20 protein-coding genes, 4 tRNA genes and 1 pseudogene are annotated in these 25,769 nt (G+C 60.9%); 13 read left to right on the top strand and 12 right to left on the bottom strand.

Annotation, left to right across the window (positions count from 1 at the left end; translation table 11 throughout):
- The first annotated feature begins 606 nt into the window (after positions 1-606).
- A complete protein-coding gene (locus VL598_RS15375; protein ID WP_325327587.1) occupies positions 607-2,475 on the top strand; it encodes an ABC transporter ATP-binding protein in 1,869 nt (622 codons plus the stop codon).
- 236 nt (positions 2,476-2,711) lie between these two features.
- On the opposite strand, the gene otsA is transcribed toward VL598_RS15375, so the two are convergent.
- Both otsA and otsB read right to left on the bottom strand, forming a co-directional pair.
- Positions 2,712-4,154, bottom strand: a complete 1,443-nt coding sequence (gene otsA / locus VL598_RS15370) for an alpha,alpha-trehalose-phosphate synthase (UDP-forming) (RefSeq protein ID WP_325327586.1) — start codon at positions 4,152-4,154, stop codon at positions 2,712-2,714.
- Complete coding sequence (gene otsB, locus VL598_RS15365) at positions 4,151-4,903, bottom strand: trehalose-phosphatase (protein ID WP_325327585.1); 753 nt, start codon at positions 4,901-4,903, stop codon at positions 4,151-4,153. The genes otsA and otsB overlap by 4 nt, the downstream gene beginning before the upstream one ends.
- 464 nt (positions 4,904-5,367) lie before the next feature.
- Here otsB and VL598_RS15360 point away from each other — a divergent pair, with 464 nt between their 5' ends.
- Both VL598_RS15360 and VL598_RS15355 read left to right on the top strand, forming a co-directional pair.
- Positions 5,368-6,057: an SCO family protein gene (locus VL598_RS15360; RefSeq protein ID WP_325327584.1), complete on the top strand. Its 690-nt coding sequence runs from the start codon at positions 5,368-5,370 to the stop codon at positions 6,055-6,057.
- Positions 6,058-6,133: 76 nt separating this feature from the next.
- Entirely contained in the window at positions 6,134-6,589 is a 456-nt protein-coding gene (locus VL598_RS15355) for a copper chaperone PCu(A)C (protein WP_325327583.1), read from the top strand.
- A gap of 101 nt (positions 6,590-6,690) precedes the next feature.
- On the opposite strand, the gene VL598_RS15350 is transcribed toward VL598_RS15355, so the two are convergent.
- The 6 genes from VL598_RS15350 to VL598_RS15325 form a co-directional block, all read right to left on the bottom strand.
- A complete protein-coding gene (locus VL598_RS15350; protein WP_325327582.1) occupies positions 6,691-7,185 on the bottom strand; it encodes a GNAT family N-acetyltransferase in 495 nt (164 codons plus the stop codon).
- Positions 7,186-7,388: 203 nt separating this feature from the next.
- Positions 7,389-8,759, bottom strand: a complete 1,371-nt coding sequence (locus tag VL598_RS15345) for an SGNH/GDSL hydrolase family protein (protein WP_325327581.1) — start codon at positions 8,757-8,759, stop codon at positions 7,389-7,391.
- Between the two features lie 522 nt (positions 8,760-9,281).
- A tRNA-Cys gene (locus VL598_RS15340) sits at positions 9,282-9,355 on the bottom strand.
- Positions 9,356-9,459: 104 nt separating this feature from the next.
- A tRNA-Gly gene (locus tag VL598_RS15335) sits at positions 9,460-9,535 on the bottom strand.
- A gap of 741 nt (positions 9,536-10,276) precedes the next feature.
- A tRNA-Gly gene (locus VL598_RS15330) sits at positions 10,277-10,352 on the bottom strand.
- A gap of 164 nt (positions 10,353-10,516) precedes the next feature.
- Positions 10,517-11,848: a type 1 glutamine amidotransferase gene (locus VL598_RS15325; protein WP_325327580.1), complete on the bottom strand. Its 1,332-nt coding sequence runs from the start codon at positions 11,846-11,848 to the stop codon at positions 10,517-10,519.
- A gap of 356 nt (positions 11,849-12,204) precedes the next feature.
- Here VL598_RS15325 and VL598_RS15320 point away from each other — a divergent pair, with 356 nt between their 5' ends.
- Positions 12,205-13,581 (top strand): amidase, encoded by a 1,377-nt coding sequence (locus VL598_RS15320; RefSeq protein WP_325327579.1) that lies wholly within the window; start codon positions 12,205-12,207, stop codon positions 13,579-13,581.
- Between the two features lie 77 nt (positions 13,582-13,658).
- Positions 13,659-14,180 (top strand): disulfide bond formation protein B, encoded by a 522-nt coding sequence (locus VL598_RS15315; protein ID WP_325327578.1) that lies wholly within the window; start codon positions 13,659-13,661, stop codon positions 14,178-14,180.
- A gap of 38 nt (positions 14,181-14,218) precedes the next feature.
- Here VL598_RS15315 and VL598_RS15310 read toward each other — a convergent pair whose 3' ends face one another.
- On the bottom strand, positions 14,219-14,941 hold the full coding sequence (locus VL598_RS15310; protein ID WP_414718733.1) for a DUF4136 domain-containing protein: 723 nt from the start codon (positions 14,939-14,941) through the stop codon (positions 14,219-14,221).
- Between the two features lie 221 nt (positions 14,942-15,162).
- On the opposite strand from VL598_RS15310, the gene pepN reads away from it, so the two are divergent.
- The 3 genes from pepN to VL598_RS15295 all read left to right on the top strand — a co-directional run bounded on the left by pepN (position 15,163) and on the right by VL598_RS15295 (position 19,194).
- The gene (gene pepN, locus VL598_RS15305; RefSeq protein ID WP_325327577.1) at positions 15,163-17,859 is read left to right on the top strand and encodes an aminopeptidase N; all 2,697 of its coding nucleotides are present in this window, start codon (positions 15,163-15,165) and stop codon (positions 17,857-17,859) included.
- A gap of 167 nt (positions 17,860-18,026) precedes the next feature.
- Positions 18,027-19,049 (top strand): class 1 fructose-bisphosphatase, encoded by a 1,023-nt coding sequence (locus VL598_RS15300; protein ID WP_325327576.1) that lies wholly within the window; start codon positions 18,027-18,029, stop codon positions 19,047-19,049.
- Positions 19,050-19,118: 69 nt separating this feature from the next.
- Positions 19,119-19,194: transfer RNA gene (locus tag VL598_RS15295), tRNA-Thr, on the top strand.
- A 123-nt stretch (positions 19,195-19,317) separates the two neighbouring features.
- On the opposite strand, the gene VL598_RS15290 is transcribed toward VL598_RS15295, so the two are convergent.
- Entirely contained in the window at positions 19,318-20,217 is a 900-nt protein-coding gene (locus VL598_RS15290) for a LysR family transcriptional regulator (RefSeq protein ID WP_325327575.1), read from the bottom strand.
- 186 nt (positions 20,218-20,403) lie between these two features.
- On the opposite strand from VL598_RS15290, the gene VL598_RS15285 reads away from it, so the two are divergent.
- From VL598_RS15285 to VL598_RS15265, 5 genes and pseudogenes are all read left to right on the top strand, one after another.
- Positions 20,404-21,153 (top strand): glucose 1-dehydrogenase, encoded by a 750-nt coding sequence (locus tag VL598_RS15285; protein ID WP_325327574.1) that lies wholly within the window; start codon positions 20,404-20,406, stop codon positions 21,151-21,153.
- Between the two features lie 31 nt (positions 21,154-21,184).
- A pseudogene (locus tag VL598_RS15280) lies at positions 21,185-21,612 on the top strand (SDR family NAD(P)-dependent oxidoreductase); the annotation flags it as partial.
- 38 nt (positions 21,613-21,650) lie between these two features.
- Positions 21,651-22,055, top strand: coding sequence for a DUF427 domain-containing protein (locus VL598_RS15275; RefSeq protein ID WP_325327573.1), 405 nt, complete (start codon positions 21,651-21,653; stop codon positions 22,053-22,055).
- A gap of 388 nt (positions 22,056-22,443) precedes the next feature.
- Positions 22,444-22,593 carry a hypothetical protein gene (locus VL598_RS15270; RefSeq protein WP_325327572.1) on the top strand — a complete coding sequence of 50 codons (150 nt, stop codon included), beginning with the start codon at positions 22,444-22,446 and terminating at the stop codon, positions 22,591-22,593.
- A gap of 179 nt (positions 22,594-22,772) precedes the next feature.
- Positions 22,773-23,378: a chorismate mutase gene (locus VL598_RS15265; protein ID WP_414718732.1), complete on the top strand. Its 606-nt coding sequence runs from the start codon at positions 22,773-22,775 to the stop codon at positions 23,376-23,378.
- Here the strand turns inward: VL598_RS15265 and VL598_RS15260 are convergent.
- Both VL598_RS15260 and VL598_RS15255 read right to left on the bottom strand, forming a co-directional pair.
- A complete protein-coding gene (locus VL598_RS15260; protein WP_325327570.1) occupies positions 23,297-24,568 on the bottom strand; it encodes an exonuclease domain-containing protein in 1,272 nt (423 codons plus the stop codon). The genes VL598_RS15265 and VL598_RS15260 overlap by 82 nt on opposite strands.
- A 129-nt stretch (positions 24,569-24,697) precedes the next feature.
- Positions 24,698-24,901, bottom strand: a complete 204-nt coding sequence (locus VL598_RS15255) for a cold-shock protein (RefSeq protein WP_325327569.1) — start codon at positions 24,899-24,901, stop codon at positions 24,698-24,700.
- Positions 24,902-25,769 lie beyond the last annotated feature (868 nt).

Genomic DNA, 25,769 nt, shown 5'->3' with positions numbered 1-25,769 from the left:
GGACGAGAGCCCTTCGCGAGCAGGTCGGCTGACGTTCGCTTCACTTCGGCGTTCCCTTGGCCCCAGTGCGCTAACGTGACTGCTAAAACCATGCGCCAAGCGCTCGCTGAGCTTGCCAGCAAAACGGCTCAGGGGTAACCCGCAGCTGATTATCAGACCGCCATAATGCTGCGCTGCACCCGTTTTCAGATAATTTACCTTGTTACAGCCGCGTAACACTATGTCTATCTCACTATCACGCGGCTCGCCTACACTGCCCCGCTGTACCATCTCTTTTTGCTTGCGCTCGCCACTGGAACGCAAGCATGAAATGGCAGTTTCGGATGCCTTTGCGATTACGAGGAGTTGCTTCCCCGTCGCAACAGACGAATTTGGCATTGTAACCCGACTTGTCTCAAAATTGCGTCGCGTTACCGGTTCCCCCACTGCACTTTTCGTTTTTTGGGGCAAGCACGCTGCGTAGTAAGACAATTGCGTTGTTTGTGTCCAACGATCCACACAAGCGGGTCACCTAACCTAGGCAGGATTACGCGTGCGTTTACAATGGCGGTTGGTCAGCTATCTCGATATTGGTTCGCGGTGCGTCACCCGCAGACTATTCTTTTCATGACTTATCCTGTTTTGCGCTCATCGCACGAACAATTGGAACATCTGACCGTCTCCGAGCGGAATGCCCACAATGCCAGGCTTTCAAGCTATGCAGACAGGCCGCTCGCCTTCTTGATGAGCTATATCCGCCGCCATCCGCTCGCGCATGCGATCGTGCTGGCTAGCGTCATCGCGGCCGTAGGATGTGCACTCGCTTCGCAGTACGCAATCAAGCACCTGATCGACGTCCTGGCAATGGGGCGCCATCATCCGGGGCCGCTTTGGGTGGCGTTCGGCATCCTGGTTGGTCTCATTGCCTCCGATAACCTGCTCTGGCGTGTCGGCGGCTGGGTGGCGGCGCACACGTTCGTCAATGTGACGGGCGATTTGCGGCGGGACCTCTTCCAGTACCTGAGCGGCCATTCGCCCACCTACTACGCCGAGCGGCAGCCCGGTACGCTCGCCAGCCGCATTACGGCGACGTCCAACGCGGTCTACACGTCCGAAAACACGATGGCGTGGAATGTGCTGCCCCCGTGCATTGCCGTGCTCGGCGCGATCGTGATGACCGTCACCATCAATCCATTGATGGCGGGTTGCCTGATGTTGTGCTCGGGCATTCTTGCGATCGTGCTCTTCAGGCTCGCCGGCCGCGGCACACCAAGGCACCAGAGCTTCGCGGCGAAGGCGGCGGCCGTGGATGGCGAGCTGGTCGACGTCATCAGCAACATGAGCCTCGTGCGTGCATTCGGTATGACGTTTCGCGAGCAGCAACGCTTCGGGGCGACCGTGCAGGCAGAAATGGACGCGCGGCAGCAAAGCCTGCTCTATCTCGAGCGGCTGCGTCTTTTGCATGCCGTCATCACCGCCTTCCTGTCAGCGGGCCTCCTCGGCTGGGCGCTGTGGCTCTGGGACCAGGGCCGCGCCACGTCCGGCGATATCGTGCTCGTCAGCTCGCTCGGTTTCACGATCTTGCATGGCACCCGCGACCTCGCCGTGGCACTCGTGGATGTGACGCAGCACGTCGCGCGTCTGGCCGAAGCCGTCAAAACCTTGCTCGAGCCCCATGGCATGCCCGACCGCGAACATGCCACCGAGCTCATCTCCGATGGCGGCCGCGTCGACTTCGAAAAGGTGACGTTCGCCTACCCGCGCCGCCGCCCGATCCTCGATCACTTCGATTTGCAGATCGAACCCGGTCAGCGCGTCGGGCTCGTCGGCAAATCTGGCGCCGGAAAATCGACTGTGCTCGCGCTGCTGCAGCGCTTTTACGAGCCCCAAGGCGGTTCGATCAAGGTCGACGGCCAAGACATCGGATCGATCACGCAGGAGAGTCTGCGCCAATCGATCGCACTCGTTCCGCAGGATATCGCGCTCTTTCACCGTTCGGTCTACGAGAACATTGCCTACGGAAGACCCGAAGCAAGCCGCGAGGAAGTCTACGCGGCCGCACGCGAGGCGCGATGCACCGATTTCGTTGAAGCGATGCCGGACGGTTTTGACACGATCGTTGGCGATCGCGGCGTGAAGCTCTCGGGCGGCCAACGACAGCGTATCGCCATCGCCCGGGCCATCCTCAAGAACGCCCCGATTCTGCTGCTCGACGAAGCGACGTCAGCGCTCGATAGCGCGTCCGAAGAAGCCATCCAGCAGGCCCTCGACAGGCTGATGGTTGGCCGCACGGTCATCGCGATCGCGCACCGGCTGTCCACGCTTCAGAACTTTGACCGCATTATCGTCATGAGCGCCGGCAAGGTCATCGACGACGGCACGCCCGAGGCTCTGCGCAACCGCCCTGGCATCTATCGCGATCTGCTTGCCAAGCAGCACGGCAAAGCCACATTGCTGCACTCCGGCGGGCGTCAAATCGATGAGCACGCGGCCTAACCGCGTGTAATTCTCACGCGGTGCGCGGCAACAGACGCCGCCACCGCACGACTTGCCGCTCGCCGGCGCGGCTTCGACCTGAAGAAACGGTCACAAGCGGCTCACGAGCTTTGCAGTCGCTCGGCCGATCCGAGATGGCGTAGTACAAAGCGCTGAGGCCGAAGTCCCCTGTCGAGGCATCGTCCGTGAGGCCTCGGTATCGAAATCGTCTAAGCCACAGCACCTTCCGCCACCGCTCAGGCTGCGACGGTTGTGCGCGCCGCCTTGCTTCGGGGTGGCCGGCGCTTGTCGGCTAGTGCCACGCCCTGCAGATCGCGCAGAAAATTGTCACGCCAGACGGAGACATTGTTTTTACGCAGCTGCGCAATCATGTCGCGATAGCGCGCGCGGCGCTCTGCAAGCGGCATCGCCAGCGCTTGTGCGAGCGCATCGGCCATGCCGTCGATATCGATCGGGTTGACGATGAGTGCGCCCTCCAGCTCCTGCGCTGCGCCCGCAAAGCACGACAGCACGAGCACGCCCGGGTCGTCCGGGTCCTGTGCCGATACGTATTCCTTCGCGACGAGATTCATGCCGTCACGCAACGGCGTCACGTAGCCGACGTGGGACTGGCGGAAAAGCGCCGCGAGCACGGGGCGCTCGTATTGCCGGTGGATGTAGCGGATTGGCGTCCAGTCAAGCTCCGCGAAGCGACCGTTGATTCGCCCCGATTCGGCTTCAAGCTGCAGCCGGATGTCCTGATAGGCATTCATGTCCGCGCGCGTGGGGGGCGCGATCTGCACGAACGACACATCATTGCGAAGCGCGGGCACGCTATCAAGTAACCGTTCGAATGCACGGAACCGTTCGACGAGCCCTTTGGAATAGTCGAGGCGATCCACGCTCATGATCAACTTGCGATCGTGCAGTGTCGCCTTCATCGTGCGCACCGACTTGCCACGCGTGCCGGCCTTGGCAAGCTGCGCAATCTCGTCGGGGTAGACGCCGATCGGATAAGCCGCCGCCCGCAAGGAGCGCCCGAATGCGCGGATCGTCGCAGGCCCGGCCTGCGCTCGCTCTACTTCGCCTTGTGCTTCGTTCACGACATAGTCGCAAAATGCGCGCAGGTCTGGCTCTGTCTGGAATCCAAGCAGATCGAACGAACAAAGCGCTTCGACCAGCTCGCGATGCGGGGGAACCGCAAGCAGCACCTGCGCCGCCGGGAACGGTATGTGGAGAAAGAAGCCGATCCGATTTTTCACACCGGCTGAGCGCAGCGCTTTTGCAAAGGGAATCAGGTGATAGTCGTGAACCCAAATGACGTCATCAGCCCGCAAAAGCTGCGTGAGCTGCTGGGCGAGCCAGGCATTCACACGGCAGTAGCCCTCGAAATCGTTGCGGTCGTACTGGATCAGATCCGCGCGGTAGTGAAACGCCGGCCACAGCGTGGCGTTCGAAAAGCCGCGGTAGTACTGATCATAATCGCGGCGCGCGAGGCCGATCGTCGCAAATGTAACCGGTCCACGCTCGAGCACCTCCATCTGCGGCTGCCCCGATGAAAGGACTTCCCCGCTCCAGCCGAACCACATGCCGCCCGTTTCTTTGAGCGCGTCGTAGACGCCCACCGCGAGACCCCCGGCGGCAGGTCCGCCCTCGGAAATCGGCGCGACGCGGTTCGAAACAATAATGAGGCGGCTCATGACGCGCCGTCCGCCGCTGAAACGATCGATGCGAGCCACGCAAGGAATGCGCTGACCGAATCCACGCGCGAGCGGGCAACTGTCTCGCCCGCTCCGACCTTGATCGAAAGACCGTTGCGCGCGTTGACGGCAGCAAAGCCTTTCTCGTCCGTTAAGTCGTCGCCCGCGAAGACGGGCATTCGGCCGGCGAACGGCGGCTCATCGAGGAATGCCGCGACCGCGCGGCCTTTGTCGACATCCTTTGGCTTGATCTCGTAGACCATCTTCCCCGGCTGCAGCACGTAGGCATCGGCATGCTCGCTCACGAGGCGCTCGGCTGCTTCGCGGGCGATCGCCTCTGCAAACGGCGCATTGCGATAGTGCAATGCGAGCGACGCCGCCTTCATTTCGAGCAACATGCCCGGATGGGCCTTCACGACATCGGCGAGCACACGTTCCATGCGCGTCAGCCTCTCATCGTCGAAACCGACCCGCACGACATCTCCCCTCGCATCGCGCCGCTCGGCGCCGTGCAAGCCCGCCACGGGAAGGTCAGGCATGCGCAAAAATGCGTCGATGCTATCGATGCCGCGCCCGGAGACAATGGCCACCGCCCCATTGGACAAGCGCCGCAGCGCGGCGAGCGAGTCGAGCAGCGCAGGCGGTACGAGGACGCCGTCGGGCGTAGACGCGATTTCGACGAGCGTGCCATCGAAGTCGAAGAAAAACGCTGTCTCGCTCGGAGACAGGAAAGCCGGTAACGGTTGCATCAGCATCTTCGTGTATCGGTTCGGGCGGCATAAAGCATTGGCCGAGCCGGAAAAGTTTGCGCATCTTACCGCGCATTGCCAACGATTTCGAGCGACGACGACTCCCTCAACGCAAGACTAGTCCCATGTCAGCCCGCCGTCTCTTCTGGTATTCTCCGCCAATCTTTCGCATCGCTTTCAATAGATTGCCAATCGGAACGTTACCCAACACGCCTAGTGCAGTGGCACGCGAACTGTCGCTTGAAGCTCCCGATGACTCAAAGCCGGTCTCCCACCCGCTCCGGGAGCATGCACTGTCGAGCCGCAGATTGTCTGCTTATACGAGGATGCGTGTCCCGGCACCGCTTACGCGGCGGCTTTTGCGTTATAGTCGCAACCGCCGCGCCGCAACGTCGGGCTTACAATGGCACATTGAGGTTGCCGGCACGGGCGCCTGCTTGCGGTTCGCCTTGATCGAGATCCGGATGCCGCTACGTCTTCCCGCGCGTCTCTTTGTTCGCGAGCCGCGTGTTCCGTCTACCGCCGCGTTACCGTTTTGCCCCAGCCGCATCGCACAGCGATACGCGAGGCGGCTTAGCGCCGCGCTCGTCTGCATCACCCTCGCCGCCGCGTGCTCGCATGGTGGTCCCCCGTGGAAATTGACTAACGTGACGGGGCACCTGCCTGACCTCCAGTTTGCGCTAACGGGCGACGATGGTAAGCCGCTCGATGCGTCGGCCTTCAAAGGCCAGACGACCCTCGTCTATTTCGGCTACACGCATTGCCCCGATGTCTGTCCGGAGACGATGGCTCGGCTGATGCAGGTTCTCGCCGAGCTGGGCCAAAAGAATGCGCAGCATGTGCGCATCCTTTTTATTTCGATCGATCCGGCTCGCGATACACCGCAGGCGATGCGCGATTACGTTGCCGCATTCGACGCGAACCACGCGCGCGGCCTTACGGGCACGGATCGGCAGATCGAGTCGATCGCAAGACGCTATCGCGTCGCGTATCAAATGGAAAAGCGCGACCCCAAGGGCAACTACGAAGTCACGCACAGTTCAGCCGTCTATATCTTCGACGCCGAGGGACGTGCCCGACTTCTCGCCACGAGCAGCGACACCCCCGACGCGATCGCGCACGACCTTCGCCGCATCATCGAATCTGCTTCGTGATGTGTCTTCACCATCTTCACTCCCGTTTTTCGCCCCTCCCACTTCCCAACCTTTCTGGCCGATGCAAACACAACCCATGACGATGAAGAACCGTACCGCACGGATGGCAGCATGCCTCGCCTCGCTTTTTATCAGTGCCGCAGTGCATGCGGCAGGCACCTCGCACATGAGCGTCGATAACGGCTGGGTGCGATGGCTTCCCAATAATCTGCCGGCCGCCGGCTACATGACGATCCACAACAACGGCGACAAGCCGGTGGACCTCACCGATGCGTCAAGCCCCGATTACGGCAGCGTCATGCTTCACGAGACGATTACGAACGGATCGACATCGACGATGGAGATGGTCGACAAGGTCACAGTCCCGGCACATGGCATCGTCAACGTCACACCGGGCGGCTATCACTTCATGCTCGAGGAAGCCAAACATAAGATCGCGCCAGGCGACACCATCAAGCTGAAGTTGCAGTTTTCGGATGGAACCACGCTCGACACTTTGCTGACGGTCAAGAGCCCAGCCAACGTTAAGTAAGTCGCTCGCGCGATAAGCGCCGCCCGGCATGCGAACCTGCCGAGCGAAGCTCGGGCGTTAAAGGTCGTGAGCGTGAGCGGCAGCGCCGACAAGTCCCTCGCTTACGCGGGCTTAGCGCAACGCATCCAGACGTGAGGGATACCGTCTTCGTCATGAACGTCGGAAATGGGTTCGAAGCCGAATGCGCCGTAGAACGCCTGCAGGTGCGCCTGTGCGTGAAGACTGATGGCGACGCCGGACCAGTGCGCGGCAATATGCTCGAGTGCTTGCTCAAGCATCGCGCGGCCGAGGCCGATGCCGCGAAAATCGGGCGTAGTCAGCACGCGTCCGATGCGGACATCGCGCTCTTTCTCGTTGGGCAGCAGCACTCGCAAGTAGCCGGCAAGCGTTACCCCGCCCTCGCCCCCTGTATAGGCAAAAAGGTGCCAAGCGCCCATGTCGAGACCGTCGATGTCCGCGTAGACACAGTTTTGCTCCACCACGAATACGCGATTGCGGGCTTCGAGCATGTCGTAGACCTCGGCGGCCGTTAGGTCGACGAACGGTTTCCACCGCCAGTCAAGGTCACTCAAGCGGTTTCGGGCATGGTCGGTCATAGCATCGGTGAAAAAACGGACGACTCGCGATTATGCGCGAGCACAGGCGGTGGAAGAAAGCCCTCGCCGACAGGCGCACGGAAGGCGGCCGGCGGAACTCATCGAGCGAAACCACCGCTTATCCCGGCTATGACGTCGGGCGTCATGGGCAACAGCGGGCTTGCGAAAGCGCTACGAGAAGGCGAACAAAGCTTGTACAGGCATTACTCGGCGAGCCGGTCGGCAAATCGGTCTTTCAAGAATGCAGCGACCTTTTCGGCCACGACCCGATGCGTCGCAGTCGTGGGGTGCACCGTGTCCCAAAACACAAACCCGCCGGGATCGCGACACGCCGGGCTCGGTGCGTGTGCACTCAGATAGGCAAGCGCTGAGTGGCTTTGAATGTCGAGACAGGCGTCTTCCATGTTTTCGAACCCGTAGTCCTGAGGGTGGTTAAACAAGTCGTCGAAGACTGCATGTGTATCGAACAGCTCAAGTCGCAGCGATGCGCCATAACGAGAGCGCATCTCCTCGACGAGGCGTGCCAACTGACGGTTGTAGATCGCGACCTGTGCCGCGATGGCCTCCGCATCATGACGCAAGAGAAAAGCCGGTGCGCGCGTGAGGTCAGGCAAATTGAGCAGCAGGATGTGCGTTGCGCCCGCATCGGCGAGCTTGATTAGACTCTCACGCACGCTTGCCGCCGACTGCCGGGCTGTTCGGCCAGCGTTCATCAAATCGTTGGCGCCGATGAACACGAGAAAAAGCGTATTTTGCGCGCGGTAATTTTGCGCCCATGTCGTTTTCTCTTTCCACGAATCGACTTGCTGCGTAACACCTGGGATCACAAAGTAGCGATCCGCTGCCGCACCGCCGATTGCCCAGTTATAGACAGGTAATTTTATTAAGCTCGACAGGTATTCGACCCATAATTGACCATTACTGAAGCGTCCAGCATTCCAGCTCATGCGGTTAGGCGCATGCCAAAAGGTTGCGTTATAGGCGTTTTGCGTATCGGAGAGGCTATCGCCGAGCATGACAATACGATTGAGCCGATCGCCCTGATCGGCGCTATCGAGCGTCCACACGGTGTAGTTGAAGGACAACTGGTTGTTTGCGGCGACAGCCTGCAGCACAGGCTGCCGAATGCCATTGCCCTCGAGCGTTTTGGCGCAAACATCGTTGAGCGTCTCCTGCGTCGTGACGCTGTAGAACATGTTTTTCCACCGCAAGATTCCGTCTGCCCACCAGTAGCCGGGGACGCGATACCAATCGCCGCTCGATGGGTCGCGTCCCCACTCGTAGGTCGCCAGCGGCTTGAGCGGCTCGGAGTCAACGCGGTACCAGCAACGCAAGTAGGTATAGGTGGAACTGCCTATGCCATGTAGTTGAGCGTGGTCTTCGGCTGGACGCGCGCGTTGAAGCCCTTCGATGTACGGACCGGACGGCGAGAGCGTCATGTCTCCTGTCGGCGCTGGCGGCAATGGCGCCTCGGCGGCGGAGGCGAGCGAACCAGCGAAGCATGCAAGCGTTGCTGCAAGTGCCACGAGATGGCGCCGGCGGAACGCGCCAAGGGCAAATGAACGACTCGGCATATCGCACTCCTAAAAAAACATAGACCGCGGTCACCGAATTGCAGATTCAGTAACAAAGCGCATGATTCATCTCATCGCTTTTAATCCCACGACCTGTTCTGAGTGCAAAAACTACGGGGAAAAAATTCTAAAAAAAATCAGCAAAGTGGTCTTCATCGAGGGCTATGCGAATTGGCGACATTCGGCCCGTGGCTGGTACTTCTGAATTCACTCTTGCTCTTCGGCCCATGCTTGGTGATAAGCATGCCGACACCTAGCCACGCCACTCTCTGTACATTGGGTCTGCGATTCTGGAGGTTGTTCGATGCTGGGAGGTACGCGTATCGCCAACGGGGAGCCGGCTTTTTCTAACACGCAGGCGACCATCGGCATAGCGCCGCAGGCTCGATGCATCGAGGGCGATGTTCAGTGGAGCATTCGAGGACGGATGTTTGTCGTCTGCTTTGCGCGACGCATCGCCATAGACGCGTGCTGCCGGCGCAAATAGAAAAGCCCTGACGAGTCAGGGCTTTATCTGGAGTCTGGAGGCGCGAGCCGGAGTCGAACCGGCCTAAACGGCTTTGCAGGCCGCTGCATAACCGCTTTGCTATCGCGCCGTAAGCGGGTTTGACCGTATCGTTGCTGCACCGATACGATTCAATCATCTAGCAACCGATTCGGGCTGCCAAATAAAAAGGGAAGCTCTGCTTCCCCCAATGTTTGGAGCGGGAGACGAGTCTCGAACTCGCGACCTCAACCTTGGCAAGGTTGCGCTCTACCAACTGAGCTACTCCCGCATTTGCTTTTCTCTGCGCTTCTCCGCATTCCCCTCTGTTAATCGTTTCGATCAACTGGAGAAACGAGATTATGTATAAGATCCCGATCCGTGTCAACACTTTTGCGCATTGATTTGCGAGCACATGAATTGTCCGGGTCAGAGCAGGTGACGTATCGGTTGTTCTGCATCGGCGTCACGACGGCATGCGCGCATGCCATCGCGTACGATGGCCGCGCGCTGCCAACAGGCCGCGAAGCACCAGGCACTAGCCCGCAAACAAGCGGCTCAAGAAGCGCCAACGCACGTGGCTGCCGACACACTAGGACGGCGGCCACCATGAATGCCGACATGGTTGAGCGTGATGGCCTGCCGCTCGCTCAGCATCAGATGTCGTCCCGATGGATGTTTCAATCGGCGAACACGCCAGTCAGCGTTGGTTTGCAAAGACCAAGACACGGAGCGCGCGTATCTCCGACACTGCTCAATCCCCAGACCCAGCCCACAAGCAGTCGAGGATCGATCTCAAGCAGCAAAAACGGCGCACGCGTTGAGCCGCAGACGCGGCCCCCTACCCGATTCGATTGGGTACCGGCCAAAAGCAATTAAAGCGACACTCTGGGTGCTGAAAGCAAGATAACGCGCTCAGCGCTTGATGCGATGTGAGCTTGGCGATTAACAGGTTGCTTGGGAAGCGCATGCCCCCAAGAACTGGGGGCTGCCAATCCGACGAACTAGAACAAAAGTCCGCGGACAAAGAAACTGGAGCGGGAGACGAGTCTCGAACTCGCGACCTCAACCTTGGCAAGGTTGCGCTCTACCAACTGAGCTACTCCCGCATTTTCATTCGCGTCGCACAATCAAGTGTTCGTGCAGCGAAGAAACGAGATTATGTATAAGCCGACGAATCGTGTCAACACTTTTCTGTGAAAAAAACAAAGCGGAGCCCATTGACGGTACCCAACGCCAAGATCCCGCCCCGTCGGCTGAGCCCAGCGCGTGATCAGAACCGGGTTTCGCGCGCCGTGCGCAAGAAAGCGTCAAGCAGCGGGGTGCAATCCAGCAACTCGGGACCGCCCGCGCGATGGAACTCTGGATGCCATTGCACACCCATGACGAATGGGGCGCGTCGATAGCGAACCGCCTCGATGAGCCCATCCTCCGACGACACCGCCTCCACATTGAGATCCCGCCCCAGCATCTTGATAGCCTGATGGTGGATCGAATTGACAATGGCGTCGCGACGTCCCGGAAACATGCCGGGCAGCGTCGAGCCTTGCGGAAAACGCACGGTATGGCGGTGCTGGTCATAGTGCTCATTGACGTGAATGCCAGCTGTCGGCACTTCGGTCGCAATATCTTGATAAAGCGTGCCGCCAAACGCTACGTTGATCAGCTGGCAACCGCGGCACACGCCGAGCACAGGCTTGCCTGACTCGACGAACTCATGCAGCAGTTCGAGCTCGTACATGTCGCGCACACGGTCGCCCGGCCATTCCGCGCGAATTTCCGTTGCGGCGTAGGTTTGTGGCGAAACATCCGCCCCGCCCTGCAAAAGCAAGCCGTCGAGATGCTTGGCGTAATCGCGCAGACGGATGTTGCTCGGATGGAGCATGGCCTGATGCCCGACGGTCGGGATCATAAAAACGATGACGTCGCGCGACATCACCCAATGCGCGACCGATTCCTCGAGGTATTGCAGCGTCTTGCCGCGCAACCCCATTGCACCGGGTTCCGGATGAAAGATGCGCGCCGAAATGCCGATGCGCAGCGTACGCTGCGTGATTCGCTGCCCTGCGCGATCAAACAAGCGCCGCGCGCGCGCCACCATCGTCCGGCCGACCACCGTCCAAGGTGAATCGCTTTGCCTCAGATAAGCTGGCTTGAAGGGAATCGCATCTGGCGGCGGCGTTCGCTGCGTGTCGAAATCAGGCGGTGCGCCGAAGCCAAGTGGCGGCGCACCTCGCTGCAGGCCGCTCGCCTCTCGTTGAACCGCCGAACCATGCTGAGCCGATTGCCGCAAAGCAGATTCCTGCACCGCTGCGTCTCGCTCCGCCAGCGCTTCTTCAGTCATTACATGAGTTTCACCCGCGGGGGGTGCCAGTGACGACGCGCTCTCGATCGTATCGCTCGACGCACGTGCTGCGGCATCAGATGCTGCGGACCTGCCGGTTCCCCCTGGTGACGCCGGTGCCGTCTTAACAGCGTCACCAGCGCCTGCGGGTGGCGATGATGATTGACTGGGCGAGGCGGAGGTAGAAGAAGAATCGTTGGAAGAAGGAGTCGAAGAATCCGAATGGGGACGCGGGGCGTTCGGTGACATGTTTTCGCTCATGACCATTAGGCAACGTGCGCGTCGCGCGCAAAGACGCAACAAAGGACATGCCTATTATCAGCCAGTGCTCGAGCCGACGGCAACCGCACAGTGGTCGCATTTCGCCGAGCCCTGCGGCCCTTGTCCTGGGCTCTAGCTGTAGCCGCCGTTTCGCCGCGCCGTTGCCATCAACCGTGCCGCGCCTGCCCCACTCAACCTGGGACGGCACTCTGCCACGTTAAAATGCCTGCCACCCTGGGAGAGCCCCACCACACCGGCTGCGCAGGCTCAGAACACGGGATATAACCCTCAAAAGGACAGCATAACTGACGCGGTAACCGCCGTCGATTTCACCCGACCAACTCTTGGACCGACCCATGCCCACCGACTTCATCCCATTCCCCCCGCTCGCGCGTCTGGCGAGCGATCTCGCAACTGGCGTGACGACGAGCCGCGCTCTTGTCGAGACCGCTCTCGAGCGAATTGCCGACCCAGCGGGTCAAGGCGCGACCGTCTTCGTGGATGTGGATGCGGCGGGTGCCCGCGCAGCGGCCGACGCGCACGACTGTTTGCGCAAGGCCGGCACGACGCTATCCCCGCTGGCGGGCATTCCGATCTCGGTCAAGGACTTGTTCGACATCGCCGGCCAGGTGACCCGAGCCGGCTCACGCGCGCTCGACGGCTCTGCGCCCGCTGGCGCCGATGCCCCGGCAGTCGCGAGGCTGAGGCGTGCCGGAGCGATTCTCGTCGGACGCACGAACATGACGGAATTCGCGTTTTCGGGACTCGGCCTGAACCCGCACTACGGCACGCCGCTTTCGCCATACCGCCGCAACTCGATCAACGACGCACGCATCGCAGGCGGGTCGTCATCAGGGGCGGCCGCCTCCGTCGCCGACGGCATGGCGGCGGTCTCACTCGGCAGTGATACCGGCGGCTCCCTCAGAATTCCCGCGGCGTTTTGCGGCCTCACGGGATTCAAGCCGACTGCCGCCCGCATCCCGCGCCAAGGCTCCGTGCCGCTTTCCACGACGCTCGATTCGTTCGGTCCGATCGGGGTTTCGGTCGCATGCTGCGCGCTCGTCGATCGGATTCTCGCGCGGTTAGAGCCGCGCGTGCCGGCCACACGCCCAATAGAAGGGCTGCGCCTTGGCGTGCTGACGCACTACGTCACCGACGACGTCGAGCCCCCCGTCGGCGCAGCAATCGACACCGCACTGAAGCATCTCCAGGCGGCCGGTGCGATTCTTGAAGACGTGCGTTTCGCACCGCTCGAACGCCTGCACAAAATGAACCGAGCGAGTTTTGCGGCGACGGAGGCCTATGCGTGGCACCATCCACTCATCGCCGCCCACCGCGACGAGTACGATCCACTCGTACTCATGCGAATCATGAAAGGGGAAGGCGTCCGGGCGAGCGAGTACCTCGATCTGCTCGCACAACGCGCGGCGCTGATCGAAGCGGCGCATGAAACCTTGTGGCAACATTTCGATGCGATTGTTGCGCCGACGGTGCCGATCGCGCCCCCGCGCCTAGCCGATTGCCGCGACGATCCGGAGTACACCCGCATCAATAGTCTCGTGCTGCGTAACCCCACTGTCTTCAACCTGCTCGACGCCTGCGCGATATCGCTGCCTTGCCATCCACACGGTGAAGCTCCCGTCGGACTCATGCTCGCCGCCGCGCCGAATCGGGACGAGGCCCTTTTTGGCGCTGCGCTCGCCGTCGAACGCGTGCTTGCGTCGATCCGCTAAGCTACTTACTGCTAGCCTCAACGAAATGCACCGACCTATCCCTGTTTTCTGCTTGTTCTCGTAGGAGCACTCGCTTCATGAACAACTCTCTTTCGATGCGCCGCGAGCGCTCTCTGCTCGTTGTGCTCGGGCTTGTTTGCGTCGGCCTCGTCGGCGGTGCGCTTTACCTCCAGTTCGGAAAAGGTGAGGACCCCTGCCCGCTCTGCATCATTCAACGGTACTTTTTCCTGTTGATGGCGGGGTTCGCTTTCGCCGGTGCGGCCAGCAAAAACTGGCGAAGCGTGGCGGCCCTTGAAGCGCTGATCGCCATCACCGCCGCCGCCGGCATCTTCACCAGCGCCCGTCACGTCTACATCCAGATGAATCCGGGTTTCAGCTGTGGATTCGACGCGCTGCAGCCGATTGTCGATAGCCTGCCTCCCGCACATTGGCTACCGAGTGTCTTCAAGGTGGCCGGCCTTTGCGAAACGGTTTATCCGCCCATTCTGGGCATCCTTTTGCCAGGCTGGGCACTGATCGGCTTCATCGCCGCCTTTGTACCCGTCGTCTTCAGTCTTTGGCGGTTACGGGCCCGGCGCAGAGTGAGGGCAGCCGCCTGAACTGACGGGAGTCTCTCGCCCCGAGGCAGACTGCCCCGCTATTGTGGGGACGCGGCCGTGGTGCCTGCCGAGCCGGCGGAGCCTGCTTTCAATGCGGGGACCGCGGTTGGCGGTTGCTTCACGGTCACCTCGTTCGGCGCGCCGGAGCCATCAGCGGGGATGCGCACCGTACGCACGACGCCGTTGCTAAGCGGAAAGCCGGTAAGCGCACTTCGTGCGAGAAACGGCATCGCCCCCACGAGCGACGGATCCTCCGTGGTGTTGTTGGCGGTCACCTGATACACCTCCTCACCCGATTCCCGCTCGGTGATTCGGATGCCGAGCGTATGCGTGTAGACCGGGTAGGACTCACTGACGTACGCCGAAGAGTAATTATATGGCCCCAACCATGGATTAATCGGCCGCCAATAGGGGCCGGGCCACGGGTTCGCGTAGTAGGCTGGCTGTGTCACCGTCACCATGTCTCCGCGCATCGAGTACATAAGGCCGACAAAGTAATGCGCCCGCCCCTCCGAGACTTGCTTGAACGAGTGAGCATCGAGTTCGGACGCAACGATTTGCTCGTAAGTCGCCTGCTCGATGCTGTTTTGCTGGTCCGGCGAGCGCGTGAACGCGTAGGTCCGTGTCGCATCGCTGCCACTCCACTGCGAAAACGCCGTGACCTGCGTCGTCACGTACGTGGTGCAGCCAGTCATCCACGTGGCACAAAGCGCCAGTGCCGGCATCGCGACCGGACGCAATCTCTCCCAATTCGTCATCATTTGGCCCTCACTCATTGTTAAACGCTCGCGCCCCATGCCAGAGCAGGCTCTACGCGAGCACCACTCCTGGCCCAACCAGGCGATCGGCGTACTGGTTGCCATTCGGCGACAGCCCTCCCCTCCAACCAGCTCCCCCGAGGGCCGCAGCAAGAGGAGGCGCGAAGCGCCCGCGCTTTGTACAATGGCCGACATCGAAACTTATAACTGACTATCGATTAACCATGTCCGAAGCCACCACCGCCAATTCCACCGTGATTCGTCGGGCCGATTATGCGCCGCCCGCATTTCTAATCGATTCCGTCGCTCTTGAATTCGACCTCGTACCCGAGCGTACGTTCGTCAAGAGCACGATGCGGGTACGCCGCAACGCCGATGCAGCGCGGGCACCCCACCTCGAGCTGATGGGCGAAGCGCTAGAGCTGATTTCGGTGTCGCTCAACGGTAGCGAGCACGCGGCGCACCGGGTGCACGAGCACGGCCTCGTCGTCGAAGACTTGCCCGACGCGTTCGAACTCACGATCGTGAACGCCTGCAACCCAGCTGACAATACGACGCTTTCGGGCCTTTACGTCTCGAGCGGCAACTTCTTCACGCAATGCGAGGCAGAAGGATTCCGACGCATCACTTATTTCCTCGATCGCCCCGACGTGATGTCCACCTACACGGTGACACTCAGGGCCGACAAGTCCACGTATCCGGTGTTGCTGTCGAACGGCAACCTGATCGAGCAAGGCGATCTACCCGACGCTCGTCACTACGCGAAGTGGGAAGACCCGTTCAAGAAACCGAGCTACCTGTTCGCACTCGTTGCAGGCAAGCTCGTCGCGGTCGAGGAGCGGGTTCGGACTGGCTCCGGCAAGGAGAAGCTGTTGCAGGTTTGGGTCGAGCCGCACGATCTCGACAAGACGCAGCACGCCATGGATTCGCTGATCAACTCGATTCGCTGGGACGAGGAGCGCTTCGGCCTCGAGCTCGATCTTGATCGTTTCATGATCGTTGCGGTGAGCGACTTCAACATGGGCGCCATGGAGAACAAGGGCCTCAACATCTTCAATACGAAGTATGTGCTCGCCAATCCAGAGACTGCGACAGACACCGATTTCGGCAACATCGAAGCCGTGGTCGGCCACGAGTACTTCCACAACTGGACGGGCAACCGCGTCACGTGCCGCGACTGGTTCCAACTGAGCCTGAAGGAAGGGCTGACTGTCTTTCGCGATCAGGAGTTCTCGGCCGACATGCAAGGCGGTGCGACTGATGCTGCCGCGCGCGCCGTCAAGCGCATCGAGGACGTGCGCGTGCTGCGCCAAATGCAGTTCGCCGAGGATGCGGGGCCGATGGCGCATCCTGTGCGCCCGGAAAGTTACGTCGAAATCAACAACTTCTACACCATGACGGTGTACGAAAAGGGTTCTGAAGTGGTGCGCATGTACCAAACCCTTTTCGGTCGCGACGGTTTCCGACGCGGGATGGATCTCTATTTCGAGCGTCACGACGGACAAGCCGTCACATGCGACGACTTCCGCCGTGCGCTTGCCGATGCCAATGGTCGGGATCTCGCGCAATTCGAACGTTGGTACAGCCAAGCCGGCACGCCGCGCGTCGGTGTGCGCACGGCGTATGACGCCGCTGCGCGCCGCTACACCGTGACGCTTTCGCAGCGTTATGGCGATGCAGCGCCGGCCGCGCGCGAAACGCAAACCGGTCCGCTTTTGATCCCGTTCGCCATCGGCCTCATTGGGCACGACGGCGCGGATATGCCGCTTCGCCTCGAAGGCGAGCCGGCTGCCGGTGACAGCACGCGCGTGCTGGAGCTGACCCAAAGCGAGCAGACGTTCACGTTTGTCGACGTCGCTGAGCGGCCGCTCCCGTCGCTGCTGCGCAACTTTTCGGCACCCGTCGTTGTCGAGTACGACTACACGACCGAGGAACTCGCCTTCTTGCTCGCGCACGACAGCGACCCGTTCAACCGCTGGGAGGCAGGCCAGCGGCTTGCCACGCGCGCGTTGCTCGCAAACGCCGCGCGCGCGGCCGCCAACGAGCCGCTTTCGCTGGACGACGCAGTGATCGATGCATTTGCGCGCGTGCTGACGGACGAAACGCTCTCCCCAGCGTTCCGCGAACTGGCGCTGGTGTTGCCCTCCGAGGCGTATTTGGCTGAACAGATGGCCGAGGCCGACCCAGCCGCAGTGCATGCCGCACGACAATTCATGCGCAAGCGGCTCGCCGAGGCGCTGCGTCAAGCGTGGCTCGATATCTATGCTCGGCATACCACAAACGGGCCTTACGAGCCGACGCCGCAGGCGACCGGGCATCGCGCACTCAAGAACCTGGCGCTCGCCTACCTTGCCGAGCTCGACGACCCGTCCGAGGCGGTTCGCCTCGCCGACGCGCAATACGCCGGCGCGAACAATATGACCGATCGCGCTGCAGCGCTTTGCGCACTGCTCGCGGCATCGGCAAGCGCGCCGACAGCGGCTGCGCAAACCGCGCTCGACGATTTTTATCGGCGCTTCGAGCGCGAACCGCTCGTCATTGACAAATGGTTTGCCTTGCAGGCGGCACAGCGCGGCACCCAGGCTCGTCCCGTCATCGACGTCGTGAACAAGCTGATGGCGCACCCCGCCTTCACGCTGCGCAATCCGAACCGTGCACGGTCGCTGATTTTCAGTTTCTGTTCGGGCAACCCCGCTCAGTTTCATGCCGCCGACGGCTCCGGCTACGCATTCTGGGCCGACCAGGTCATCGCGCTCGATGCCCTGAACCCGCAGGTGGCCGCACGTCTCGCACGGGCACTGGAGCTTTGGCGCCGTTACACGCCCGCGCTGAGGGAGCGCATGCGTGAGGCACTCGAGCGTGTGGAGGCCAAGGTGTCGTCGCGCGACGTGCGCGAAATCATTGAGAAAGCGCTCGCATAAAGCGCTTCAGCCGCCCGCGACCTGGCACCACGCGGGCGGTTATGACGGCAGGGCACCTCGGCAATACGCCGAATCCAGCACGTGCGCCACCGCGCAAAAACCCGCGGAGGGCCGCGTGCCGGCGAGTAAAATTCCCACGTTTCCCATGGCTTTCCGGAGCACTGCAAATGTCCTTGCAACGACGCACTTCCCTTACCCAATTCCTGATCGAGCAGCAACGCCAAACGCAGAATATGCCCGCCGATCTACGGCTTCTCATCGAAGTCGTCGCGCGCGCATGCAAGCTCATCAGCTATCACGTCAGCAAAGGCGCGCTGGGCGACGCGCTGGGCACCGCAGGCACTGAGAACGTGCAGGGCGAAGTGCAGAAGAAGCTCGACGTCCTCTCGAACGAAATTCTGCTCGAGGCCAACGAATGGGGCGGCAACCTTGCCGCGATGGCATCCGAGGAGATGGAAATGCCCTTCCCCATTCCCTCCAACTATCCACGAGGCGAATATCTGCTCGTGTTCGACCCGCTCGACGGCTCATCGAACATCGACGTCAACGTCTCCATCGGCACGATCTTCTCCGTCTTGCGTTGCCCGAACGGGTCAGACGCGACCGAGGAGTCGTTCCTGCAACCGGGTACCCAGCAAGTGGCGGCGGGCTACGCTGTCTATGGGCCGCAGACCGTCCTCGTGCTGACGACCGGTAATGGCGTCAATGGCTTCACGCTCGACCGTGAGCTGGGCTCGTGGGTGCTGACCCACCAGAACATGCAGATTCCCGAAGACACCCGCGAGTATGCGATCAACGCGTCGAATGCACGGCACTGGTACCCGCCGGTACAGCGGTATGTGGGCGAGCTTACCGCCGGCAAGACGGGGCCGCGCCAAGCGGACTTCAATATGCGGTGGATTGCCTCGATGGTCGCGGATGTACATCGCATCCTGAATCGCGGCGGCATCTTCATGTACCCGGCCGACCAGCGCACGCCTGATAAGCACGGCAAACTGCGGCTCATGTACGAGGCCAACCCGATGTCGTTCATCGTCGAGCAGGCGGGCGGTGCAGCGACGAACGGCAAAGAGCGGATCCTGGACATTCAGCCGAGCAGCTTGCATGAGCGCGTGGCCGTCTTCCTCGGCTCCAAGAACGAGGTCGAAAGGGTGACCCATTACCATGCGCAAGAGGTCGCAGAGCAGTAAGTCAAAAAAATTTGAAAAAAGGGCTTGTCAGCCGAACCGACCTGTCTCTATAATCTTGTTTCTCCGGTTGCCGGAATAGCTCAGACGGTAGAGCAGCGCATTCGTAATGCGAAGGTCGGGGGTTCGATTCCTCTTTCCGGCACCAACAGATTCAAGCAAAAAGCCCAGCCCTCGTGACTGGGCTTTTTGTTTTTCTGGGGTTCACAGCAATGTCGCAACGCAGGCTACATGCTCGCCGCACACGAGGGCACTACGGGCGCGCTTTCCCTCACGACGAGGGTGCAGTGAATTGCGCCGTGAGTTCTTCTGCTCTCGAAAGAAAGAGCTTCAAAACTGGAGATGTGTTCGACCTGCTGTAGCCCATAACGAGATCAACGGTCGGTACGTCGCCTTCAAGGGGCCGACTTACGACCGACCATGGCAGCAGATTGTTCGCGTACTCCGGCATCAACGCCAGCCCACCCGTGGATGCCACGAGCGACATCGCCATCGCGAGATTATCGACGCCGTGTGCGGGCGTGATATCGACCCCACTCTGCTGCAAATACCGCTCGATGACGTCGTGCAGCACCCTCGCCTTATTCGACGCCATGATGAACGCCTCCCCCACTAGCTCAACGGGGCGGATCGTCGTTCGTGTCGTCAGCCGGTGGTCGCTCGGCATGAGCACAATAAGCTTTTCCCTGCTGATGACGCGATAGTCGAGATCGAAACCCGGTTCGGCTCGCAGAAACGCCAAGTCGAGCCTGCCACGCGCTAGCGCATCGGCGAGATCCGGCGAATAACCGCTCGATACGGTGACGTCGATATTTGGCAACTCATCGCGCAGAACCCGCATGGCGCGCGACAGCCAGGTTATTTCCTCACCGGTCTGAAAGCCTAGCGCGAAGGCCTGTTTTGCCGGCTGCGCTGCGCGGCGCGCAGCCTCTGTCGCGGCATCGACCTGCGCGAGCGCCAGCCGCGCATGATCGAGAAAAGCCTTGCCCGCCGCAGTCAGCTCAACGCCCCCGGCACTGCGGCTGAACAGTTCCGCACGGACCTCGTCCTCCAGATCGCGAATCTGCCGACTAAGAGACGGCTGCGACGTGTGCAGGCGCTGTTTGGCGGCGACCGTAAGGCTGCCTGTCTCCGCCACGGCAATGAAATAGCGCAGATGTCGGAGCTCCATGATCCCCGCCGGTTCCCATGCTGACCATGCTTAGCAGGCATGCGTACCAGCCTACAAAGTCTTTTTGCTTTCCGCAATAGGTCACTAGATTAAGGATTAGGCAACGACACGGCGCCTACCAGCACTCCGCAACGGACTGCCAGCGCCTTCGCCCCATACCTCTCATCTATATCGCAGGAGCGTGCAATGGCCACTACCCCAGTCGTTGTAATCACCGGCGCGCTGACAGGCATCGGCCGCGCCACGGCACTTGCCTTCGCAGACAGCAGCGCGCATCTTGTCGTTTCCGGCCGCCGTGAAGCCGACGGCAAAGCGCTCGAAGCCGAACTTCGCGGACTCGGCGCAGACGCCGTCTTTGTCCTCGCCGACGTCCGCCACGACGATGACGTCCGCGGGCTCGTCGACCAGACCGTAGCCCGTTTTGGCCGCATCGATGTTGCCGTCAACAATGCCGGCACGGAGGGCCAACCCGGTTCCGTCGTCGACCAAACGGCGGAAAGCTACGCCACGACCTTCGACACCAATGTGCTCGGCACCCTGCTCAGCATGAAGCACGAACTGCGCGTGATGCAGGCACAGAAGCGCGGCAGCATCGTCAACGTTTCGTCGACCTACGGCCATGAAGGCGCGGCTTACGCGTCTGTCTACGCCGGCAGCAAGCATGCGGTCGAAGGCATGACGAAGTCGGCCGCGCTCGAAGTTGCAGCGTCAGGTGTGCGCGTCAACGCAGTCGCGCCGGGCCCGACCGAAACCGGCATGCTCGATCGATTTACCGGAACAACCGAGCGCAAGGCGGCGCTTGCCTCGAAGGTGCCGCTTGGGCGCGTGGGCCAACCTGACGAAATCGCCCGGGCAATCCTGTTTCTTGCCTCGGATGCAGCGTCGTTCGTAACCGGTCAGATTGTCACCGTCGACGGGGGCAAGACAGCAGGTTGATTCCGGGCAAAGACCTATCGGAAGAACAGCTGTGACTCATCTCACCGGAAAGAGTGCGCTCGTCACGGGCGCAGCGCGCGGTATCGGACAGGCCAGTGCGCTAGCACTCGCCAAAGCAGGCGCGCAGATCCTCGCTCATTACAACGGCGGAGAAAAGCAGGCGGATGCTGTTGTCGCCGAAATCCGTGCGGCGGGGGTAACACCAAGAAAGTCGCCACCAAACGCGTACGCACCGCGCTCGGCGATCGTCTGGACATTCTGGTCGCCAACGCTGGCATTTCCAAGACGGCAAGTCTCGAGGAAGCGACCATTGAAGACTTCGACGATCTGTTCGCAGTGAACGTGCGCGCGCCCTATTTTCTCGTGCAGCAGCTACGGCACGTGATGTGCAAGGGCAGCAACGTGAATTTGCTCTCGTCGCTCGCGGCGCATGCCTCAGTCGGCAAGCTCCCGGCATACGGCGGCGAAATTGAATACACCGAACTCAAGGAGAAATCATGGTCAGCAACACCGCTACCGGAGCCCGGCCAGTGAAGATTCCGGGCAAGGACCACCCGATTGCCATTGAACGCAATCCCTCGCGGGTGGTGGTCACTGTGTCGGGTAAGGTCGTCGCCGATACGCACGATGCGTTGACGCTCCACGAGGCCAGTTACCCGGCAGTCATCTACATCCCGCGAGAGGACGTCGACATGACGTTGCTCGAGCGCACCGGACACGCAACGTACTGCCCGTATAAGGGGGATTGCACGTACTTCTCGATTCCGGCGGGCGGCGAGCGCTCGGTTAACGCAGTTTGGACCTACAACACCCCGTACGAGGCCGTCGCGCCGATCCGCAATCACCTCGCGTTCTATCCGGACCGCGTGGATGAGATCAAAGAGCGGCCGGCCGCTAGCTGAGCGCCAGCAGTTCGCTCGTTGTCGCGCGCAAACAGGCAGAAGCTGAAGTCCGCGAGAGCGAGCGTCGCTACCGCCACATGCCTTTTCCCACCCATACCAGGCGCGGTGCGGGCGGACCTATAGCAAAGATTTCCCCTTAGCGAAGGCACGGCGTTGTCACGTGCAAGCCGGTGTGCGACACCTAACCGACCAATGCACGGGCGCGTGACAAAGTCGCAGGCTGATCATGTCTGACATCCAAAAAAGAGTCGCCCATTGCCATCGGCATCATCGCCCACCGGGAAACACCCCCAATTGTGCTGTTAATGCAACAAAGCGTTAAAAAGCGATTCCGTGCTGGCATCGATCGACGGGCGCGTCGATAATGAATTTGTGTCTGGAGAGAAACATGGAAGCAAAGCCCGTCTATATTCCGCCCCCCGACAAAGTCGCGAGCCCCGATCCCGAGCCCGTAGGCGTTGAATTTCTTGCCGCCGAGTTGCCTGAGCACGTTCGTGCGTTCTTCGACGAGCAGCGCAAGTTGTGCGACGCTAAGTGAACGTGCCCGACGAGCGCAGTGCCGTGGCGTACCTGGCCGCAGGCGTCCGCCAGCGTTACTGCCCGCACCGCCAGCGCGTTCGTGCATGTCAATCATCGACAACCAGGCGCAGCGGCACGAGCCACATTGCGGTGTCCGCCTAGCGTTCGGTTGCCAACCATCCCAGCGTCCGCATGCTGATAAATCGTTCTGTTCGCGCCGGCTGTGCCGGCATAGCCGGCGCCGCAGCGCTGTGCGCCGCATTGCTCTCGGCCCCTAGTCCTGCCTTGGCCGATGGTGACGATACCCCGCTGATGAACCTTGTCGCACTGACGTCCCAGCGTCTGGCGTTGGCAGCGCCCGTCGCCCGATGGAAGTGGGCCAACCATCATCCGATCACCGACACGCAGCGTGAAGCGGCACTCCTAGCCGATGTCGAGCGGCAGGCGCGCGCAGCCGGCGTCGATCCAGCTTTTGCTCGCACATTTTTTAAAGACCAGATCGAGGCAAGCAAAGAGGTGCAAAGCGCACTCTTCGAGCAATGGCGCAAAGCGAAGCCGCCCGAAGGCTCCCCGCCCGACTTGGCGACCACCATCCGCCCGGCGCTCGACCGACTGACTCCGTCCATGATTGCAGGCCTGGCACGGGTCGAGCCACTGCGCGACGCGCCCGATTGTCCGATCCGGCTCGCGCACAGCGTGCAGAACTGGAAATCGATGACGCGCTACGACGCGAGCGAGACAGGGCCGCTCATGACAGCGCTCGCGCATGTTTGCTCGTCCGGTGGGGTGGGCAGCGTCAGCTGATTAGTCTGTGTCGGGCAGCCCGCCGGTGACGTGGGCAGGGTCGATAATGGATGCGCCACAGCGCACTCATTCGCCGGCACGAGCGGAAACACCTGCAGGCCCCGAGCGAGATGCGATTGCAGGATGCGATACGTCGACGGTTCGAACTCGCGCAACGTGTTCTTCGCCGCGAGCTCACTGGCCTGCTCGACGGAATTCGCTGCCCCCAGGTAGCGCCAGTGATCTACCACGTGGAAAGTGGAAGGGTCGGTGCCTGAGCGTTCCTCGAACAGAATCGCCCCTCGGAACGGCCAAGGTGCATTGCCCGAACGCTTGCGCTCCGACCGTGGCGCACGGTTATGCACCGGTTGCAACGCGGCAATCCATTGCGCTTCGGTCAACAGCGCGCCGAGCTCGCCGCCCGTCTCGAGCCATTGCACGCGCCAGATCTGCTGCACCATGCGCATCTCACGCGCCGAGCGCCGCTCGCCGGCCAGATGGGCGCGCAGTCGCTGGCGCAAACGCACACTGCGCCCGACATACAACGCAACGTCCGATTTATCGTAGAAGGCGTAAACGCCGCAACCGGCCGGGACTGAATCGAGCATGTCTTCAGTGATCTCGCCGGCGATCCGGTAGGGATGCACCGCTCGCTGGACGTGCTCGCGCAACACATCGAGCGGCAACTCGCCGTGCAATCGCTGCCAGAATTGCCAAAGCAGATCAGCATCCGCAAGCGCGCGATGCCGCGCGATCGGCATCAGCGCGTGGCGCTCGATGAGCGCATCGAGCCCGTGTCGTTTCTCGTGGGGGAACAGCGCGCGCGACAGCCGCACCGTACAAAGAACATCCGGATTGAACGCGAAGCCGACACGCTTGAACTCGCTGCGTAAAAAGCCTCGGTCAAACCCAGCGTTATGGGCGGCGAATAACCGTCCCTCGAGCCGTTCGAATAGCACCGGTGCAATCGCATCGAACGTCGGCGCCTCGCGCACCATGTCGTCCGTGATCCCGGTGAGTTGTTGAATAAACGGGGGAATCGATTGCTGTGGGTTGACGAGGGTGCTCCACCGCGAAACGCCCGATGGCCCTGCTTCTACGATACCGATCTCCGTGATGCGATGATCGGCGAGCGAACCGCCCGTCGTTTCCAGGTCGACGAAAACGACCGACCCATCGACTGCCGGGCTAGGCAATGCAAAATCTGACATGAAAAAGGCGCTCAGCGACTTGGATGACCGAAGTATGCACCAAGCCTAAAGCGCCCGTGGCCGGCGCCGCGCTCGCTCGACATTCCTCGCGCGGGCTGGCGGCGGCCTTAGCTTCGATGCAATGAGCGGTTAAATCGGACGAATATTGGCCGCCTGCTTTCCTTTCGGCCCGGTTTTCACGTCGAACTGAACGCGCTGATTTTCCTTCAAGGACTTGAAGCCTTCCACCTGGATTTCGGAGAAATGCGCGAAGAGATCCTCGCCACCCTTATCTGCCGTGATGAATCCAAACCCTTTAGCATCGTTGAACCATTTGACGATACCAGTTTCCATAGTACTAATTCCCTCGAAATTTTTAATAGACGGGCAGCGCCCTCCACCGAAATCTCATTCATGCGCGAACAGCGGTCTCTCCACCCGCCGCGTCATGCTAAAGCGTATCCGGCGCTGCTGTTATAAAGGGAACCGCAAGCATTCGTCAAGGAGTTTTTCATTATCTGAACAGTTTTCCGATGCATTATGCATGCTCTTGGAAAAGGGTCCGGGCAACCCGCTTTTAATATTACTTTTGTTGGCCACCCAACTATCAACCCACCCATGTTTTGCTACAAAACCGTTTCTAATGTAAGTATTTATCCGGGTTGCCTATGCTGGATCCCAGTCGGATCATGCATTTGAGGGATTAGCTGGTTGGAGATGGTCATGCTTAGGGTGGAACTGAAGCGCTTATTCGCGAAGTTCGCACAAGCCGCGCGTGCAAAAAATCGGGTCGGTCCAACAGCGCCTGCCACGCTTTTGTATGTGGACCCTTTTTGGCACGGCGATCACTGGCAAAACCTACTAGCGTCGCCGATGGATGCCCGGCACTACGTAATGGAAGATTGGACGCCGCCAACGCAAGAACCTGAAAGCGGCATCGCGTCATCATCAAGAGAGCGGCGCAATCGCCGCGGTCATCGCTGAACCAACAATCTTGCGGCTCATCGCCTGACACGGCTCAGCCACAAAAAAAGAGCGCGGCCGTCGGAGCCGCGCTGACAATGGTTTGGAGACCTCTTTTTCGACACTGCGAAAAAGTCTGCTCTTTCGAGCAGCGCCGTCAGTGTAGCAATGTGTCCCGCCCCGATCATCGACGCACGGAACAATCCTTTATTTCCCTTCGCTCAACAATCTGTCACGGCCTAGCCCTCTATTCCTTGCG

Origin of the sequence: Trinickia sp., from assembly GCF_035492435.1 — a bacterium.
Classification (GTDB): domain Bacteria; phylum Pseudomonadota; class Gammaproteobacteria; order Burkholderiales; family Burkholderiaceae; genus Trinickia.
Note: the sequence above shows the minus strand (reverse complement) of the source record. Positions and strands in the feature narration are given on the sequence as shown.

Excerpts from the sequence above, each read along its gene's own strand:
- VL598_RS15325 (WP_325327580.1), bottom strand. The coding sequence starts at position 11,848 with ATGAGCGAAAACATGTCACCGAACGCCCCGCGTCCCCATTCGGATTCT.
- VL598_RS15320 (WP_325327579.1), top strand. The coding sequence starts at position 12,205 with ATGCCCACCGACTTCATCCCATTCCCCCCGCTCGCGCGTCTGGCGAGC.
- VL598_RS15260 (WP_325327570.1), bottom strand. The coding sequence starts at position 24,568 with ATGTCAGATTTTGCATTGCCTAGCCCGGCAGTCGATGGGTCGGTCGTT.
- VL598_RS15310 (WP_414718733.1), bottom strand. The coding sequence starts at position 14,941 with ATGATGACGAATTGGGAGAGATTGCGTCCGGTCGCGATGCCGGCACTG.
- VL598_RS15315 (WP_325327578.1), top strand. The coding sequence starts at position 13,659 with ATGAACAACTCTCTTTCGATGCGCCGCGAGCGCTCTCTGCTCGTTGTG.
- otsB (WP_325327585.1), bottom strand. The coding sequence starts at position 4,903 with ATGCAACCGTTACCGGCTTTCCTGTCTCCGAGCGAGACAGCGTTTTTC.
- otsA (WP_325327586.1), bottom strand. The coding sequence starts at position 4,154 with ATGAGCCGCCTCATTATTGTTTCGAACCGCGTCGCGCCGATTTCCGAG.
- VL598_RS15290 (WP_325327575.1), bottom strand. The coding sequence starts at position 20,217 with ATGGAGCTCCGACATCTGCGCTATTTCATTGCCGTGGCGGAGACAGGC.
- VL598_RS15345 (WP_325327581.1), bottom strand. The coding sequence starts at position 8,759 with ATGCCGAGTCGTTCATTTGCCCTTGGCGCGTTCCGCCGGCGCCATCTC.
- VL598_RS15350 (WP_325327582.1), bottom strand. The coding sequence starts at position 7,185 with ATGACCGACCATGCCCGAAACCGCTTGAGTGACCTTGACTGGCGGTGG.
- VL598_RS15285 (WP_325327574.1), top strand. The coding sequence starts at position 20,404 with ATGGCCACTACCCCAGTCGTTGTAATCACCGGCGCGCTGACAGGCATC.
- VL598_RS15360 (WP_325327584.1), top strand. The coding sequence starts at position 5,368 with ATGCCGCTACGTCTTCCCGCGCGTCTCTTTGTTCGCGAGCCGCGTGTT.
- VL598_RS15300 (WP_325327576.1), top strand. The coding sequence starts at position 18,027 with ATGTCCTTGCAACGACGCACTTCCCTTACCCAATTCCTGATCGAGCAG.
- VL598_RS15270 (WP_325327572.1), top strand. The coding sequence starts at position 22,444 with ATGGAAGCAAAGCCCGTCTATATTCCGCCCCCCGACAAAGTCGCGAGC.
- VL598_RS15355 (WP_325327583.1), top strand. The coding sequence starts at position 6,134 with ATGACGATGAAGAACCGTACCGCACGGATGGCAGCATGCCTCGCCTCG.
- VL598_RS15275 (WP_325327573.1), top strand. The coding sequence starts at position 21,651 with ATGGTCAGCAACACCGCTACCGGAGCCCGGCCAGTGAAGATTCCGGGC.
- VL598_RS15375 (WP_325327587.1), top strand. The coding sequence starts at position 607 with ATGACTTATCCTGTTTTGCGCTCATCGCACGAACAATTGGAACATCTG.
- VL598_RS15255 (WP_325327569.1), bottom strand. The coding sequence starts at position 24,901 with ATGGAAACTGGTATCGTCAAATGGTTCAACGATGCTAAAGGGTTTGGA.
- pepN (WP_325327577.1), top strand. The coding sequence starts at position 15,163 with ATGTCCGAAGCCACCACCGCCAATTCCACCGTGATTCGTCGGGCCGAT.